The organism is Sphingomonas paucimobilis NBRC 13935 (assembly GCF_000739895.2).
GTDB classification, from domain to species: domain Bacteria; phylum Pseudomonadota; class Alphaproteobacteria; order Sphingomonadales; family Sphingomonadaceae; genus Sphingomonas; species Sphingomonas paucimobilis.
In genome coordinates this window covers 254,902-270,078 of the sequence record NZ_BBJS01000030.1, presented here as the reverse complement: position 1 = coordinate 270,078, position 15,177 = coordinate 254,902, and the positions used below count along the sequence as shown (strand labels likewise).

Annotated in this window: 11 protein-coding genes; 6 read left to right on the top strand and 5 right to left on the bottom strand. The window is 67.2% G+C overall.

Translation table 11 applies throughout. The annotated features are described in order from the left end of the window. Window positions 1–179: 179 nt before the first annotated feature. From SP6_RS10815 to SP6_RS10800, 4 genes are all read right to left on the bottom strand, one after another. Window positions 180–1,610 (bottom strand): L,D-transpeptidase family protein, encoded by a 1,431-nt coding sequence (locus tag SP6_RS10815; protein WP_007405000.1) that lies wholly within the window; start codon window positions 1,608–1,610, stop codon window positions 180–182. Window positions 1,611–1,705: 95 nt separating this feature from the next. Continuing rightward, a complete protein-coding gene (locus tag SP6_RS10810) occupies window positions 1,706–2,647 on the bottom strand; it encodes a glycerophosphodiester phosphodiesterase family protein (RefSeq protein WP_007404874.1) in 942 nt (313 codons plus the stop codon). Between the two features lie 77 nt (window positions 2,648–2,724). Then, entirely contained in the window at window positions 2,725–5,235 is a 2,511-nt protein-coding gene (locus tag SP6_RS10805; protein WP_042468937.1) for a TonB-dependent receptor, read from the bottom strand. Window positions 5,236–5,307: 72 nt separating this feature from the next. Next, complete coding sequence (locus SP6_RS10800; protein WP_042468936.1) at window positions 5,308–6,450, bottom strand: ROK family transcriptional regulator; 1,143 nt, start codon at window positions 6,448–6,450, stop codon at window positions 5,308–5,310. 65 nt (window positions 6,451–6,515) lie between these two features. Between SP6_RS10800 and SP6_RS10795 the strand changes: the two genes are divergently transcribed. Further along, entirely contained in the window at window positions 6,516–7,826 is a 1,311-nt protein-coding gene (locus SP6_RS10795; protein ID WP_007404985.1) for an MFS transporter, read from the top strand. A gap of 5 nt (window positions 7,827–7,831) precedes the next feature. On the opposite strand, the gene SP6_RS10790 is transcribed toward SP6_RS10795, so the two are convergent. Further along, window positions 7,832–9,295: a hypothetical protein gene (locus SP6_RS10790; protein WP_037568554.1), complete on the bottom strand. Its 1,464-nt coding sequence runs from the start codon at window positions 9,293–9,295 to the stop codon at window positions 7,832–7,834. A gap of 191 nt (window positions 9,296–9,486) precedes the next feature. Between SP6_RS10790 and SP6_RS10785 the strand changes: the two genes are divergently transcribed. Genes SP6_RS10785 through SP6_RS10765 form a run of 5 tightly spaced genes read left to right on the top strand, consistent with a single transcriptional unit; the run spans window position 9,487 to window position 15,108 of the window. Continuing rightward, the gene (locus SP6_RS10785) at window positions 9,487–10,428 is read left to right on the top strand and encodes a glycosyltransferase family 2 protein (protein WP_227876609.1); all 942 of its coding nucleotides are present in this window, start codon (window positions 9,487–9,489) and stop codon (window positions 10,426–10,428) included. Between the two features lie 10 nt (window positions 10,429–10,438). Then, window positions 10,439–11,242 (top strand): ChbG/HpnK family deacetylase, encoded by an 804-nt coding sequence (locus SP6_RS10780; protein WP_007404895.1) that lies wholly within the window; start codon window positions 10,439–10,441, stop codon window positions 11,240–11,242. A 20-nt stretch (window positions 11,243–11,262) separates the two neighbouring features. Then, window positions 11,263–11,808, top strand: coding sequence for an RNA polymerase sigma factor (locus tag SP6_RS10775; RefSeq protein WP_007405002.1), 546 nt, complete (start codon window positions 11,263–11,265; stop codon window positions 11,806–11,808). Then, complete coding sequence (locus SP6_RS10770; RefSeq protein ID WP_007405008.1) at window positions 11,805–12,743, top strand: FecR family protein; 939 nt, start codon at window positions 11,805–11,807, stop codon at window positions 12,741–12,743. The genes SP6_RS10775 and SP6_RS10770 overlap by 4 nt, the downstream gene beginning before the upstream one ends. After that, a complete protein-coding gene (locus tag SP6_RS10765; protein ID WP_082052480.1) occupies window positions 12,697–15,108 on the top strand; it encodes a TonB-dependent receptor in 2,412 nt (803 codons plus the stop codon). Before SP6_RS10770 ends, SP6_RS10765 begins: the two co-directional genes overlap by 47 nt. The last annotated feature ends 69 nt before the right edge of the window (window positions 15,109–15,177 follow it).

Here is a 15,177-nt window from a genome sequence, read left to right as displayed (position 1 = left end):
GCTTAGAAATCCGGGTTCATTCGGCAAAACGGGATAACCCGATCACTGTCATCGATTGCATTATGCGGCGCGTCATCCGCCTGTTTTCGATAGGGATTTTGCCCCATGGAGCACGTGGTTCCCACACGGCCCGGGGGCAAGGCACCCGATCGTGCCTTGCCAATCCCTTCTCCGCCTGATCAGGGCCCGACATCAGCCGCGCCGCTTTGGACGCGTAGTGCCTTGCCGGCCTTGAAGCCGAGCGCGGAGCCGACCCGATCGTCCCAGCCATAGGGATCGTTGCGGACGATCGGCTCGCCGTCCTTGTCGAACAATACGGTCTGGTAGAGCAACCGGACCGGGATCTGGCGCGGCAGCTTGACGAAGGTCTCCTTGCCCGTCTCGCGAGCGCGGTGCCATTCGTCCACCACGCCCTCGTCCTTGGCCAGCATCTCGGCAAAGCCCAGCGCATCCTCGACGCGGACACAGCCATGGCTACGCTGGCGCTGGACCATGGCGAACAGCGGCTTGGCCGGCGTGTCGTGCAGATAGATGGCATGGTCATTCTGCATGTCGAACTTGGCCAGACCGAGCGAGTTTTTAGGCCCGGGCTGCTGGACGATCCAGCCGTCCTTCAATTCCATATTGTTCGCGCGCAGATAGCCGGCGCCCTTTTGCGCCAGTTCCTTCTTCTGGATCGAGCGGGGCACGGTCCAGGTCGGATTGGCCACCAGCCGGAAGATGGGCGAGCCCAGCTGCGGCGTCTCGGTATCCGGCTCGCCGACGACGACCCGGCGGCTGTCGACGATCTTGCCGTCCCGCCAATAGCTCAGCCGCGCGGCCGCGATATTGACGTCGATCCGCGTCGCGGGCGGGGTGCGTTCCAGCCACCGGAGCCGTTCCATCGCGACCGCGATGGCCCGCGCGCGATCGGCATCCGACATGTTGAGAATGGCTAGTGCCTCATTGCCGATGATCCCGTCGGGCTTCATTCCGTAATCGGCTTGCATCCGGCGCACGGCATCGCCGATCGCCGGCGTATAGCGATCCCCCTGCGCCGCATCGGGGGTGAGGTAATCGAGGATGACCAGTTCCCGCACGATCGCGGGCATCCGGGGATCGCTTGCCCCCGGTTTGATGGCCTCGCCGGTGTCGACGACCTGGCCGTCATTGCCCTGCGGCTGTTGCTTCAGCTTGAGATAGGCGTCGGACAGCTTCTTGTAGTTGCTGTCCTGCGGCGCAAGGCCATCGAGCCATTTGGTCAGATCGCCCGAGCGCAGCGCGTTGGCCAGCCCGGCCTTCAGATCGGGCGATGGCCTGGGAATGGTATAGACTTCGTAGAGCTTGGTCGGATCGGTCGCCCCGCGCGCCAGCGCCGAGGCGAAGCGCAGCGCCTCATCGGTCACGGCGCCGTCATCGCCGGACGAGATATTGAAGGTCATATGATCGAGCCCGTGCGCGGCACGCGCATCGATCGCCTGACGCAACTGGGTCTTGGTCCGGTCGCTCCACCGCGCGGGGCCCGCCGCCTCATTCGTCGCGGAAGATCCGTTCTGGTCCTGCGCTCCCTGACCGCTGCAAGCCGCCAGCAGCAATCCCAACACCAACGGCGTGCCCAGTCGCTTATACATGCGTTACTCCCTCATTTCGGGTCAGAAACGCACTGGAGCGATCCGGGCTCCCACAGATCCGAACGCGCCTTGAACGGCGGGGCCCAGGGCTCGCGTCACTTCATGGCGTCACGCGCGCGGCGGGCACGATAATCGAGCAGCGTCTCCACCGCATCGGTCTGGAACAGCCGGACCCCCATATCCGCCAGACGGCCCCAGACGGCGGCCGGATCGCGACGCGCCTCGGGATCGCCGCCCATGCCGGTGACGAAGCCGTGGAACAGCGTGTTGATCCATACCGGGACGCCCAGCGCCTTGGCGCGGCGCAGGACCGAGGGCAGGGTGGTGACCGGCAGCACCGGCAATTCGACGGCGATCGGCTTGACCGCTCCGCGCATCTGCTGGTCGATGATCCGGGGTACATCCACCGCGTCCGGATCGGCGGTGATCAGGATCGGTGCGAACGGCACGCGGTCATAGGGGGCGATGGCGGCGAGCGGCACCGAGGCGACCCCGGCGAAGGTCTTCACGATCACCCGGTCCTGCGCGCCTGCGCGGTGCACGGCATCGACGACCTCGCCATAAATGGCATCTTTCACGTCGAGGTTGAGGACGATCCGGTCCTTGGCGAGCGCCAGGAGTTCGTCGAGCGTCTGGACACGCTCGTCCGTGATCGCGGCCGTCGGGCCACCTTCGTCCTGACGCAGCCGAAGCGCCTTCAACTGCGCCAGGGTCAGGTCGGCGATCTTGCCGGTTCCGTCGGTCGTCCGATCGACGCGCTCGTCATGCATGATGACGAGATGACCGTCACGGCTGCGCCGCACATCGGTTTCCATCACATCGGCCCCCAGCGCCACGCATTGCATTAGCGCGGCGGGCGAGTTTTCGGGCGTGCTGGCCAGCTTGTGCCCCGAAGCCGCCTCGTGACAGCCGCGATGAGCGATGACGATCAGGCCGCCCAGCGGATCACGGATGCGGTGCATCGTGTCGATGGGCGAGGCATGGGCGGCGGTGCAGGCGGAACAGGCGGCGACAAGGGCCAGAAGCGGACGGTGCATGACGGGCTTTCGGAAAGGACGGGAGGGACGGGCGGCCGTATCGGGCCGCCCACCTTGTCGAGAGGGTCAGGCGCGGCTCACCATTTGCGGCTGACGATCAGGCGCACGTTGCGGCCGAACAGCGGCCGGCCGAAGATCGCGGTCGGCACGCCCTGGCCGAACCGGTCGCCCGCCGTGTTGCCCTCGGTGAAGCCGTGGGCATTGGTGATGTTGTCGCCGACCAACTGGAACTGCCACGCGCCCGACGACACGATCCCGCCCAGCCCGAACGCGCCATAGGCGGGCAGATCGGTGGAGTTGAAGAAGTCGGTATAGCGACGTCCGACATAGTCGTACCGGCCGTAAAGGCTGACCTCCGCGCCGCCGATCTGGAAGTCGACGGTGGGCCGCACGTTCAGGAACAGCTTGGGCTCGCGGATGATCTGCTTGCCATTGGCGCGGCTGCCGTCGAGGCCGGTGTTGCTGCTGAAGTTCAGGTAGCGCGGATTCTGCCACGTCACCGAGCCGGCGAGCGAGAAGGGGCCTGCCAGCTTCAGGCGGCCGTCCGCCTCCATGCCCTTGGTCTCGGCGGTGCCGATGAAGGTCGTGGTCACGTCGGCGCGGCCCGTGGCCGGGTTGAACCCGGCGAAGCTCGCATTGAGCGGATCGAACTTCGTGTAGAAGCCGGTGACGTAGAGATACGACCCGGCATAGGCCAGCTTGACGCCGGCTTCGTACAGCTTGGCCTTGGTCGCGATCGCGGGCGGCGTGGGATAGCTGAAGGCGATCGTGGTGTTGGACGGTACTTCGAGCTGCGAGGCGCGCAGATACATGCCGATATGACCGTTCACATCGTAATTGGCGCCGACCGTCCAGTTGCTCGCCTGCTGCCTCAGCCGCAGCGTGCCGACCGCGCCTGTAAAGCCGCGCGTGCTGTTGTCGGCCAGGGTCGTCGCATTGCCCAGATTATAAGAGCCGGTCAGGCGGGCAAGGCCGCTATAGCTATACCATTCGTGGCGGATGCCCGCGTCGAAGCGCAGCCGGTCGGTGATGTCCCAGGTGTCGGTGCCGTAAAGCGCGATCATCTGGCCATCGACGCTGCCGGCGTTGAGCGACACCGCATCGTTGAGCGAGCCATTGTCGGTGACATAGCCCAGCACCGCGCCGTTCGCCGAATAGGCCGCGAGGTCCAGCGTCTGGGGCTGCGACTTCACCTGAACCAGATAATTCTGGTACGCGGTGAACATCTTCTGGCCCCAGAGCGAGCCATAGGTGCCTATGCGGATGTCATGGCTGCCGATACCGGTCTCGAACTTGCGCGTGACCGACAGGTCGCCTTGCGTCGCGTAGAAGTCGGTCTGGATCGAGCGATACTGCGCCTGCATGACCAGGCCGGAATCGGCATAGGGATCATAGGCGGTCAGGGCGCTGCTGCCCGCGATGCTGTACCCCATGCGCGCGACGTTCGGCCCGAAGGCGGTGGTCGCGGCGGCGAGGTAATTGCCGGCGAAGGTCTTCGCATCGACCGGGTTGGAGGTCGAGTAGAAGGCGTCGAAATGCACCTTGCCCATCGTCAAGCCGCCCTTGGCGGAGACGTGCCAGTCGCCATGATCGCCTTCATAATCGACCGCGACATTGCCGAACTGCATGTGGCGACCATTGGCCAGGTCGCCGCGCTGGGTCTGGATCGTGCCCAAGGCATCGCGATAACCGATGCTGACATTGCGCAGCGCGGGCGTGTTCAGCGTGCCGGTGAAATAGTCGATATAGCGGTTCAGGCTGACCGACGGATTGCGCGGATCGTTGGTCGGGATCGACAGATAGAAGACATTGTGGTCGTCGGTATATTGCCCCGACAGCTTGATGAAGCCGTTCGCTAGGTCATGCTTGATATTGGCGCGGATCTGACCGCCGCGATCGCTGGGAAAGCCGGAATCGCGATAGCCGTCATGATAGCGCAGAAAGCCGCCGACCGCATAATAGGTGTCGTCGTTCAGCGGCCCCGCCCGATAGGCGTCGAGGCGGTAATAGCCGGTATCGCCGAGCGTCGCCTGCACCTTGCCGCGCGTCGTAGCGGTGCCGGTCACGGTGATGACATTGGCGATGGCGGCGGCGGTGCTGGCATAGATGGGCGAGGGGCCGCCGCGCACCACCTCGATCCGGTCGGTCATCAGGTCGAGGCGGTTCATGCCGTCGCCCTGGTTGAAGAACCAGCCGTCCAGTTCCTGGAACAGCGGCAGGCCGTCCTGCTGGTAATAAAGGAAGCCGCGATCGGTGGGAATGCCGCGCACGCGGGTGATGTTCTGCACCTCGCCGCCGGTCGCCTCGACATGGATGCCGGGCAGCGTGCCGATCAGGTCGGTCGTGCTCTTGGGCGCGAGCTTTTGGATATCGGTCTGCGACAGCGAATTGACGGCGTAGGACACGTCGAAGCGACGCTGCTGACGGGCCGAGCCGGTGACGATGACGTCCGAATGGGCCTCATCTTGCGCCGGCGCGTCCGCGTCGGGCTTGGCGGTCGTCGCGGCCGCCCGGGTCTGGGCCGATACGGGCTGAGTCAGGATCGGCGTGACGCACAGCGCCGCGCCCACCAACAATCTGTTCTTCATGGTAAACCCCCGATGGTCTGGATGAGGGGGCTTTGGCTGCAATCGATGACAGTTTTATTTGCTTACATGTAATTAAATCCCCGCCTGATGGGCGGTGACGGCATGCACCGGGATCATCGCCGCGCCGATCACCACCGCCCGGCTGCCGATCGACGAGGCATGGATCATGGGCAAAGTGGATCGATAGCCATCGCTGCGATTGCGTGACCGAACCGACAACCCCTCCGCGATCCGCCGGAGCAGCGCGAGGGGCAGCGCGCCGGAGACGATGATCGCGCCGGGATCGAGCCAGACGGTGCCGCTGATGACGGCCTGGTCCAACTGCTCGATCACCCGATCGGTCCAGGCGGCGATCAGCGGCGCCTGTGCATTGAGCAGGCCCTCGATATCGGCGAGCGAATCGATCGACACCCTGGCCTCGCGCAGGACGCGGAGCAGGTCGATCCCCGATGGCCGCTCGCCATGGCCGGGAAACAGCCGTCCAACCTCCCCGGCATTGCCGTGTTCGCCCAGGAACAGGTCGCGTTCGGCGATCAGCCCGCCGCCGATGCCGTGCCCCAGGAACAGCGTCAGGACCGATCGGTAGCGGCCGATGACCCCCTCCTGATAATATTCGGCCAGCGCCGCCGCGCTGGCGTCATTCTCGATCCACACCGGCATGCCCAGCGCGTCGCCCAGCATGTCGGCGAGCGGCACCTCATTCCACCCGGCCACCCGGTCGACGACGATCCGGCGGTTGCGGTCGCCGGGAACGGCATAGCCCGGCACCGCCACGCCCATGCCCAGGAACCGGCCGCGCATGAAGCCATGGGTCGCGGCCAGCACCTGCAACCGCGCCTCGACGCTTTGCGCGAAGACGCGCGGGTCGGGGCTGTCGAACGGAGCCGTGTCATGGACCAGCGGCCGCCCCCGGAAATCGACGATCACCAGTTCCAGCCAGCCAGGATGCGGGGTCGCACCGATCGCCCAGCCGCCCCGGCCGCAGACGGTCAGCGGCACCATCGGCCGCCCGCGCACCTGCGCATCATGCGGGTCCAGTTCCTCGATCAGGTCCAGCGCCAGCAGCGACTGGGTCAGGCGCGTCATCGTCGCGCCGTTCATGCCCAATAGCTGGGCCAGGCGCGTGCGGGGCGCGGCCCCCTCGATCCGCAACTGCATCAGGAGGCGGCGTTGCGGCTCGTTCAACAGGATTGGCGGACGATGAGGGTGGGCCATGGCGGATCGATATATTTGCGTAGTGTCAAATAAATGAAAGTCCAGGCGGCTAAGGGCGGGGGATCATGGCGATCCCCGGCTCCGACACACCGCCCCTGCAATCGCATTCCCTGGCGATCCAGCTCGGCTATAGCGTCGCCAATCTCGGCAAAAGCGTGGTGTGGACCAGCTTCGAGAGCATCATGCTGTTCTATATGGTGTCGATCGCGGGGTTCGGCCCGCTGATGGCGGGGATGCTGCTTGCCGTCTCGCTGCTATGGGACGCGGCGTTCGATCTCGCCATTGCCCGTTGGACGGATTATCGGGGGGCGGCGAATGGCCTGGCGAAGCTGGTGCTGGCGGGGGCGCCGTTATGCGGTATTGGCTTCTGGTTGATCTTCGTTCTGCCCAGCTCATGGGCGGTGGCGGTCGCGATCATCGCCTGCCGGATCGGCTATTCATTGTGCGATGTCGGTCATAACACCTTGTTGATCCGTGTTTCCCGTGCACCCGGCGATGCCGCGCGGGTATCGGGATTCCGGCTGTTATTCAGCGCCTCGGGCGTCGCTTTGCTGGCGCTGGCCTCGGGGTTCAGCCTGTCGCTGGCTGAGCCCATGGCGCAGCGCCAGTCGCTCGCCGCCGCTGCGCTGATCGGGGCAGGCCTCTATGTAGGCACGCTGTTTATCGCCTTGTGGGCGACGCATGGCCTGACGCCGCCATCGGCGGGCGCGGGCCATTCCCGATCGCGACAGCCGTTGCGCAGCTATGGGCGTAATCGGCCGTTCCGGCAACTCCTGTGCCTGATCGCCGTCCAGGCCGCGATGGCGCCGCTGTTCCAGCGGGCCTTGCCCTTTTATGGCGCCGCCGTACGGGACGACCCGGGCTGGGCCGGTCCGGCGCTGCTGACGATCAGCCTCGCCCAGTCGCTGGTGCTTCCCGGCTGGATGGCGGTGTCGCGTCGCTGTTCGTCGCGAAGCATCGCGATGGCTGCCCATGGCGTGGCGATACTGGCCATGGCCGGGCTGACGATCGCGCCCACCGGCTATTTCGATCTGCCCATGCTGGCGCTGTTCGGCGCGGCGATGGGGGGCATGAACCTGGCCATCTGGGCGCTTCTGACCGAGACGGTGCATCGGTCGATGGCGGCCGGCGCCAGCGCGGAGGCGACCCCGGTCGGCCTGTTCCTGGCGGTCCTCAAATCCGCCGCCGCGCTCGGCAACATGCTGTTCGCCGGGATCGTCGCCGCCGGGCCTATCTCGGTGCCGGGTGTAGACACGGCCCTGCTACCCCTGAGTGCGACGACCTTGCCGATCGTCGGCTGCTTCGTGGCGCTGGGGATGCTCGCCTTGTGGCGGAAAGCCCCGTCATCGGATGTGAAGCGCCTGCGGCCGGTGTAAGCCCGTTATTGCATCAACGATCGGTCACGGCGGAGATAGACCAGGCTGTGCCCTTCCTCGCGGGGCACGCGGAGCACCAGCCGATAGTCACGCACGATCGCATCGCGGACCAGCGCCACCGTCGCCTGGTTCCAGTCTGCAAAGGGTTTGTCCAGCGTCACGATGACCGGCGGGCGCGTGTCGAGGATACGGCGGACCTCGGCTGCGTCGTCCACACCGCTCGCCCCGCGTTCGGGATCATAGGCGAGGGTCGAGGGAAAGGCGCGCGGCGTCGGGATGCAGGTGCCGGCGAGCAGATAGGTGATGGAATCGCCGGCAAAGACATAGGGGCATTCGCGACCGCTGTTCGCGCCGACGACCTTGCCCACCATGCGCGCGCCGGCGGCATCGCGCGACACGAGGGGCACGCGGACGACGAACAGGATCAGGCCGATGCCCAGCAGCAACGGGATCGCCCAGCGCCGCCGGCCTAGCATGGTCGCCGCGATCATCGTCAGTGGCACGAGCACGGGCAGCGCATAATGGTCGAAGAAGACGCCGATCATCGCATAGGCGATCAGCGCGGCGCCCAGCCAGCCAAAGGCCAGGCCCAGTTCCGCCCGCCATGGCCGCGTGCGTAGCGCCAGGATCGCGCACAACACGAAAGGCGAGAGCTGCGACCATGTGCCGGCCAGTCGGCCCACGGTCCGGGCCACCGGATAGCCCTTGCGCAGCATGATCGATGCGAAATTGGCAAACCAGAAGGCTTCGAACGCCGCCGGGCCCCGCTCCCAATAGACCGCCATCACCGCCAGTGTCGGCAGCAGGGCCAGCATGATCCAGCCCAGGGCGGCCAGTGCCAGCAAGCCCCAGCCCAGCCCTGCACGCCGGGCATACCAGCAATGCGCGAGGCCGAACCATGCCCCCTCGACCACCGGCGTATATTTGGTCTGGATCGCCAGTCCCGACAGGAAGCAGGCGGCCGCGCCGCTCAACAGGATCGCGCGCCGATCACCCCGCGCCGCCCATTGGGGCAGGTGCAGCGTCAGCAGCGCGGCCGCCGCGACGAACAGATTGTAGAAGACCGGCGACTGGCCGCCTCCACCACTGAACAGCGGCAACCACAGGAGATAGGCGATGCCGCCCGCCAGTGCCGCGCCCGCTCCGGCGCCCAGCCGCGCCGCGCCGCGCGCGATCAGGAAGGCGGTCGCCGCGGCGAACAGCGTCGCGGTCAACTGATAGGCGAGGATGCCGTCGCCGGGCAGCAGACGCATCGCCGCGAACAGCGCGAACAGCCCCACGGGCTTGCGGTCCCACAGGTCGATATAGGGCCAGGCGCCATGGAGCATCCGGTCGCCGACGAGGAGATAATATTGCTCGTCAACATGGATGACTGGATTGCCGAAGTCATGGGCGCGCAGCAGCACCGCGACCAGCAGAAGGAACAGGGCCAGCGGCAGCGGTGACCGGGCGACGGAGTGGGTTCGCATCATGTCTCGGACGGGGTGAAAAGAGGCGACCGCGCGGACGCGAACGGTGCCCCGCTCTGTACGGCCGGTGCGCCCGGAAATCGATTCAACAATTTTTCATCTATTCGGTGCGGTTCGGCGAAACCGGCGTCGTCATGACCATGGAGGAAGGTTGCCGGGGGGCATTCGACTGAACGGGGAAGGGAAGGGCGATGCCCATCCGTTCCACGCCCCAGGTGATCGACCGAGAAGCCGATGGATCGCAAACGATGCTGCTCGACGTCACCAAATGCTCCGACGCCCTTGCCATGGCCGCACTTGCCACCGTGCATCCGGCGCATGACTGGACCATCCTGATCCCCTTTTTCAACGAACAGGATTATCTGGCGGCGACGATCGAAAGCCTGGCCGCGCAGACCCGTTCGGCGCGGCTGATCCTGATCGACAATGGCTCGACCGATGCCAGCGCCGCGACCGCGCGGGCGACGTGCGAACGACTGGGGCTCGACCATCTGCTGCTGACCGAGCGGCGGCCGGGCAAGGTGCAGGCGTTGCAGACTGGGCTCGCCTGGGTCCATACCCCCTATGTCGCGACTTGCGATGCCGACACCTATTATCCGTCCAACTATCTGGAAGCGGCGGAAACCCTGCTGCGACAGGATGGCTGTGTCGTTGCCGGCGCTTACTGGGCACCGGCCGATTCCGACCCGGCCGCGCGCGAGGGGCCGGGGCGGCTGATCCTGACGCAGGCGCGCGCGCTGCCGCGTCAATGTCACACGGGCGGCGCGGGCGAGAGTTTCCGGACCGACGCGCTGATCGCCGCTGGCGGCTTCGATCCGGCCATCTGGGGCTATGTGCTGGAGGATCATGAGATTATCCACCGGCTGATGAAATTCGGCACGATGCGCTATGCGATGGACCTGTGGTGTGCGCCTTCGCCCCGCAAGCGCGACCGGGTGTCGATCCGCTGGACGCTGTTCGAGCGGCTGGCCTACAGCGCCTGTGCGCCCCGCGCGGGCGACTGGTTCTTCTATCGCTTCCTCGGCCCGCGTCTGGCCCGGCGTCGGCTGGTGAGCAGCAGCATCCGTGAACAGGTGTTTCAGCCGGCCGAGCCGATCCCGGCGCTGAGTGCCGCTCAGCCCGCGCTGGCCTGAAGTTTCGATCATGCCGCGACTGATCCTGTGTGCCGATGACTTCGCCTTTTCGCCTTCGGTCAGTGCGACCATCGCTGAGCTGGCGGGTGAGGGGCGGCTGAACGCCACGAGCTGCATGACGGTGATGCCCAATTGGGCGGCGGACAGCGCCCTGCTGACCGGCCTGTCGCCGCAGGTGGCGATCGGCCTGCATCTGGTGCTGACCGAGGAACAGTCCGTCACCGCGATGCCGGGGCTGGCGCCATCGGGCACCTTGCCGACCATCCAGACGCTGGAGCGGCAGGCGACGAAGCCCGGTCTGCCGCTCGCCGAGATCGCCGCCGAGGTGGAGGCGCAGTTCGATCGGTTCGAGCAGGCGATGGGCCGTGCGCCGGATTTCATCGACGGGCATCAGCATAGCCATGCCCTCCCGCAGATCCGCGAGGTGGTGCTCGACATCGCCGCGCGCCGTGCGCCGGAAGCGTGGCTGCGCACCAATGAGGAGGCACTGCCCGCGCTTCTCGCCCGCCCGTTCCGGGGCAAGGCCTTGGCCAGCGCCTGGCATTCGCGCGGCTTTCGCGCGGCGGCGGCGCGGCGGGGACTGGCGTGCAATCACGGCTTTGCCGGCCATTATGATTTTCGCGGCGATTATGCCGCACTGTTCCCCGCCTTTCTGCGCCATCCCGGGCAGGCGCACCTCGTCATGTGCCATCCGGGCACAGGCGCGCGCGCGGGGGATGCGATCGCGGCGGCCCGGCCCGTCGAGGCGGAGGCATTGCGCCGCCTGCCGCTCGCGCAGATTGCCGCGGATCGGGGTTTGACCTTTCCCGTCTGAATGCGCCATCAGCGCCCATAATGAGCGGCGGTCTTAAGGCGTTAATCCTCGAACAGCGACCGGCGCTGCTCCGTCTGCTGGTCGCCCGGCTGGGGAGCCATGCCGAGGCGGAGGATGTGCTGCAGGACATGTGGCTGCGCATCGACACCATGGTCGACCGTCCGATCGACCAGCCCGTCGCCTTCCTGTTCCGGGTCGCCGCCAACCTCGCGACCGACCGGCGGATCGCGATGCAGCGGCGCACCGCCCGCGACAGCGCGTGGCACGCGGCCCAGCCGCGTGCGGAAGAACTGCCCGATACCGAGCGGGCGCTGATCGCGCGTGATCGGCTGGCACGGATTGAAGGCGCGATGGCCGAGATGCCCGAGCGGATGCAGACCGCGCTGCGCCTGTCCCGTTTCGAGCAACAGCCGCAGCGGGCCATTGCCGAGACGCTGGGGATCAGCGTCAGCGGCGTCGAAAAGCTGCTGCGTCGGGGTTTTCGCAAACTCGTCGAGGCCGTCGAAGACGATGGTGCGGATTTACACGATCGGCGTCGTCATGATGATGAAGGGACAGGCGGGTGACCACGGACGCGACGATCATCGACAGGGCGATCGACTGGCATCTGCGCCAGCCGGAGATGACGCCCGACGAATGGCTGGAGTTCGTCGCCTGGCTGGAGGCGGACCCCGCCCATGCCGCCGCGTTCGATACGGTGGCGATGGTCGACCGCGACATGCCGGCGGCTCCCCCGACGTTCCAGGCCGCCAATGACGATGCGGTGCATCCCCGCCGCTGGCGCCGGGTGATCGGCGGATCGATCGCGGCGGCTGTGGTTGCCGCGCTTCTGACCCCCGTGCTGATGTCGCAACGATCCGATCCGTACAGCGTCGAGACGGCCGCCGGGCAGCGGCGCGTCCTGACGCTCGGTGACGGCACCCGGATCGAGATGAGCGGCGGCACCCGGTTGACGCTCGACCATCATGACAACCGCATCGCCGCGCTCGATCGCGGGCAGGCGCTGTTCACCGTCCGGCACGATGCCGCACACCCCTTCACCCTGACGGCGGGCGGGGTGGCAGTGCGCGATCTGGGGACCGTGTTCGACGTCGCGCGCGACGGCTCCCGGCTGGCGGTGCAGGTCGCCTCGGGATCGGTCATGGTTCAGCCCGACCGTGACCGCATCACCCTGACCCCCGGCCAGACGCTGACCACCGATGAAAGCACCGGCCGGGCGGTACGTGGCACCGTCGCTGCGGCGGATGTCGGCAGCTGGCGAGAGGGCCGGATCGCGCTGGCCGATGCCACGCTCGGCGATCTGGCGTCGGCCTGGCGACGCCTGTATGGGACGCGCCTGATTCTGATGGACGCGTTGGCGCAACGCCCGTTTACCGGCATGGTCGTGCTCACGGGGAAGGCGGAGCGCGACGTGCCACATCTGGCGGCGCTTATCGGGGCGGACTGGCGACACGATGGAGAGGACTGGATCATCGGGGCGCCGGTCGGCTCGTCGCGCTGACCGCTATTCGCTGATCCTCGCTGCGTTTGTCTTCGGCCTCGCTACACCCGCCGGCGCCCAGCGTGCTGCTCGCATTTCTCTGCCCGCCACGACGCTCGACCATGCGTTGACGCTGCTGGGCCGGCAGGCGGGCGTCGATATCGCCAGCCTCGATCCCGGCCTGTCGCGAATCCGCACGCCGGCGGTGGCGGGGCCCCTGTCACCGGCGGCGGCGCTGCGCCAATTGCTGCGGGGATCGGGCTATCGCGCGGTTCCCGTCGATGCGCACAGCTTCCGGGTGGTGCGTGACATCGCGCTGGTTCGCCGCGTCCCGCCGCCCCAAAGCGCAAAACCTGCTCCACGGCCGACCACACCGCGCCCCGCCATATCCAGCGGCGACATCATCGTCACGGCCAGCAAACAGCGTGTGTCGCTGCTGCGCTATCCGGGCAGCCTGTCGGCGGTCGGCCCCGCCATGCCGCCCGGCGCGGCCCCACAGGATCTGGGGACGCTGGCGCGCGTTTCGCCCATCCTGCAGACCACCGGCTTCGGCCCCGGACGCGACAAGGTGTTCATCCGCGGCATCGCCGACAGCAGCTTCGTCGGCGCGACCCAGTCGACCGCCAGCGTCTATTTCGGCGATGTCCAACTCGGCTTTTCGGGGGCGGACCCTGCCATCCGCCTCTACGACATGGCGCGAGTGGAAGTGCTGGAGGGGCCGCAGGGAACCCTTTACGGCGCTGGTGCGATCGGGGGCGTCATCCATCTGACGCCCAATCCCGTTGAGCTGAACCATCTCGGCGGGAGCCTTTCCGCTGGCACGACGCTGACACGCGGTGGCCGGCCCGGCGCGGACCTGGCGGCGACGTTGAACCTGCCGCTGGCCCCCGGGGTCGCAGGGATTCGCGGTACGCTCTACCGGGTGCGCGATGGCGGCTATGTCGACGATGTCTATCGGGGAGCGACGAACGTCAATGCGGTCGATACGCAGGGCGGCCGGCTGGCGTTGCGGATTGTGCCGGGGGGCGATTGGACGGTCGATCTGGGCGGCCTGTACCAGTCGATCCGGGCCGCTGATGCGCAATATGCCGAGCGCCGCGTGGGTGACCTTGCCCGCCGATCGGGGTTGGCCCAGCCCTATGACAATAACATCGCGCTCGGCAGCGTCGGTATCACGCGGCATTTCGACAGCGGGCTGGAATTCGTGTCGGTGACCGGGCTGGCGACGGCGTCCGCGAACGACCTGTTCGATGCCTCGCGGCGGCAGGCGGGGGCTGGGGCCGCGATCATCTATCACACCCAACGGGACAAGCGCCTGTTCAGCCATGAAATGCGGCTGTCGCGGCATGGGGAGGGCGGTGGTTCCTGGGTCGTCGGCCTGACCCTGCTCGACAATCGCGACAGCCAGAACCGCACCTTCGGCTTCGTCGCCGCGCCGATCGAGATTATCGGCGTCACCAATCGCACACGCAGCGCCTCGCTGTTCGGGGAGGCGAGCCTGGCGATACGGCCCGACCTGACCGTGACGCTGGGCCTGCGCGCGACGCAGGCGCGAACCGATGGCGACCCGTCCTTCCGGCCGCGTTCGCAGAATTTCATTGCCGGCCAGTTGACCCGGCGCGTCGATCCGACCGTCGCCTTTTCCTGGAAGATGGCACCCGAACTCGCGCTGTTCGGGCGGATGCAGACCGGGTTCCGCACCGGCGGGCTGGCGGTGGCGCGTATGATCGGCCGCGTCGCCGACTTCCGCCCCGACGCGATCGCCCTGGCCGAACTCGGCATCCGCCGCCTGCGCCAAGGCCCCACCGGCCTGGCCCTTACCGCCACCCTGTCCCAGGCGCGGTGGCGTGACATCCAGGCGGACCTCGTGACGCGCCGGGGGCTGCCCTATACGGCCAATATCGGCGACGCCCGGATCGGCGCGGTGGAGGGGACGGCGGACTGGGTACCGATCCCCGGGTTCAACGCAACCCTGTCCTTCCTCTACACCGGCAATCGGGTGCGCGGGGCACTGGCCGATACGTCGCTGCGCAACAATCGCCGTCTGCCCGATACGCCGCCGATCGCCGCCAGCGGCAGCCTACGCTACGAATGGGCTGCGGGCGCGCAGGACCGGCTGGGAGTGGCGGCCATAGCCTCCTATGTCGGCCGATCGGTACTGGGCGCGGGCGATCTGTTCGACATTACCCAGGGGCGTTACGGCGTGGCCAACGCCTCGGCTTGGTGGACGCATGGCCGGACGACCGTGACCCTGTCGGTCGACAATGCGCTCGACACGACGGGCAACCGTTTCGCCTCCGGCAACCCCTTGATCCTGAGCGCGCGCGACCAGACCACCCCCCTCCGGCCGGTGAGTGCGCGTCTGGGCGTGGCGATGGCGTTTTAGCGTAGCGCCCCGCTCGGGGGCGATGTGCGACATCCATGTCGCAAATCTGCGAGGTCTACGCCGCGCTCG

Coding starts and splice junctions, on each gene's coding strand:
- SP6_RS10800 (WP_042468936.1), bottom strand. CDS start 6,450: ATGGCCCACCCTCATCGTCCGCCAATCCTGTTGAACGAGCCGCAACGC.
- SP6_RS10765 (WP_082052480.1), top strand. CDS start 12,697: ATGGAGAGGACTGGATCATCGGGGCGCCGGTCGGCTCGTCGCGCTGAC.
- SP6_RS10805 (WP_042468937.1), bottom strand. CDS start 5,235: ATGAAGAACAGATTGTTGGTGGGCGCGGCGCTGTGCGTCACGCCGATC.
- SP6_RS10775 (WP_007405002.1), top strand. CDS start 11,263: ATGAGCGGCGGTCTTAAGGCGTTAATCCTCGAACAGCGACCGGCGCTG.
- SP6_RS10795 (WP_007404985.1), top strand. CDS start 6,516: ATGGCGATCCCCGGCTCCGACACACCGCCCCTGCAATCGCATTCCCTG.
- SP6_RS10785 (WP_227876609.1), top strand. CDS start 9,487: ATGCCCATCCGTTCCACGCCCCAGGTGATCGACCGAGAAGCCGATGGA.
- SP6_RS10815 (WP_007405000.1), bottom strand. CDS start 1,610: ATGTATAAGCGACTGGGCACGCCGTTGGTGTTGGGATTGCTGCTGGCG.
- SP6_RS10790 (WP_037568554.1), bottom strand. CDS start 9,295: ATGCGAACCCACTCCGTCGCCCGGTCACCGCTGCCGCTGGCCCTGTTC.
- SP6_RS10780 (WP_007404895.1), top strand. CDS start 10,439: ATGCCGCGACTGATCCTGTGTGCCGATGACTTCGCCTTTTCGCCTTCG.
- SP6_RS10810 (WP_007404874.1), bottom strand. CDS start 2,647: ATGCACCGTCCGCTTCTGGCCCTTGTCGCCGCCTGTTCCGCCTGCACC.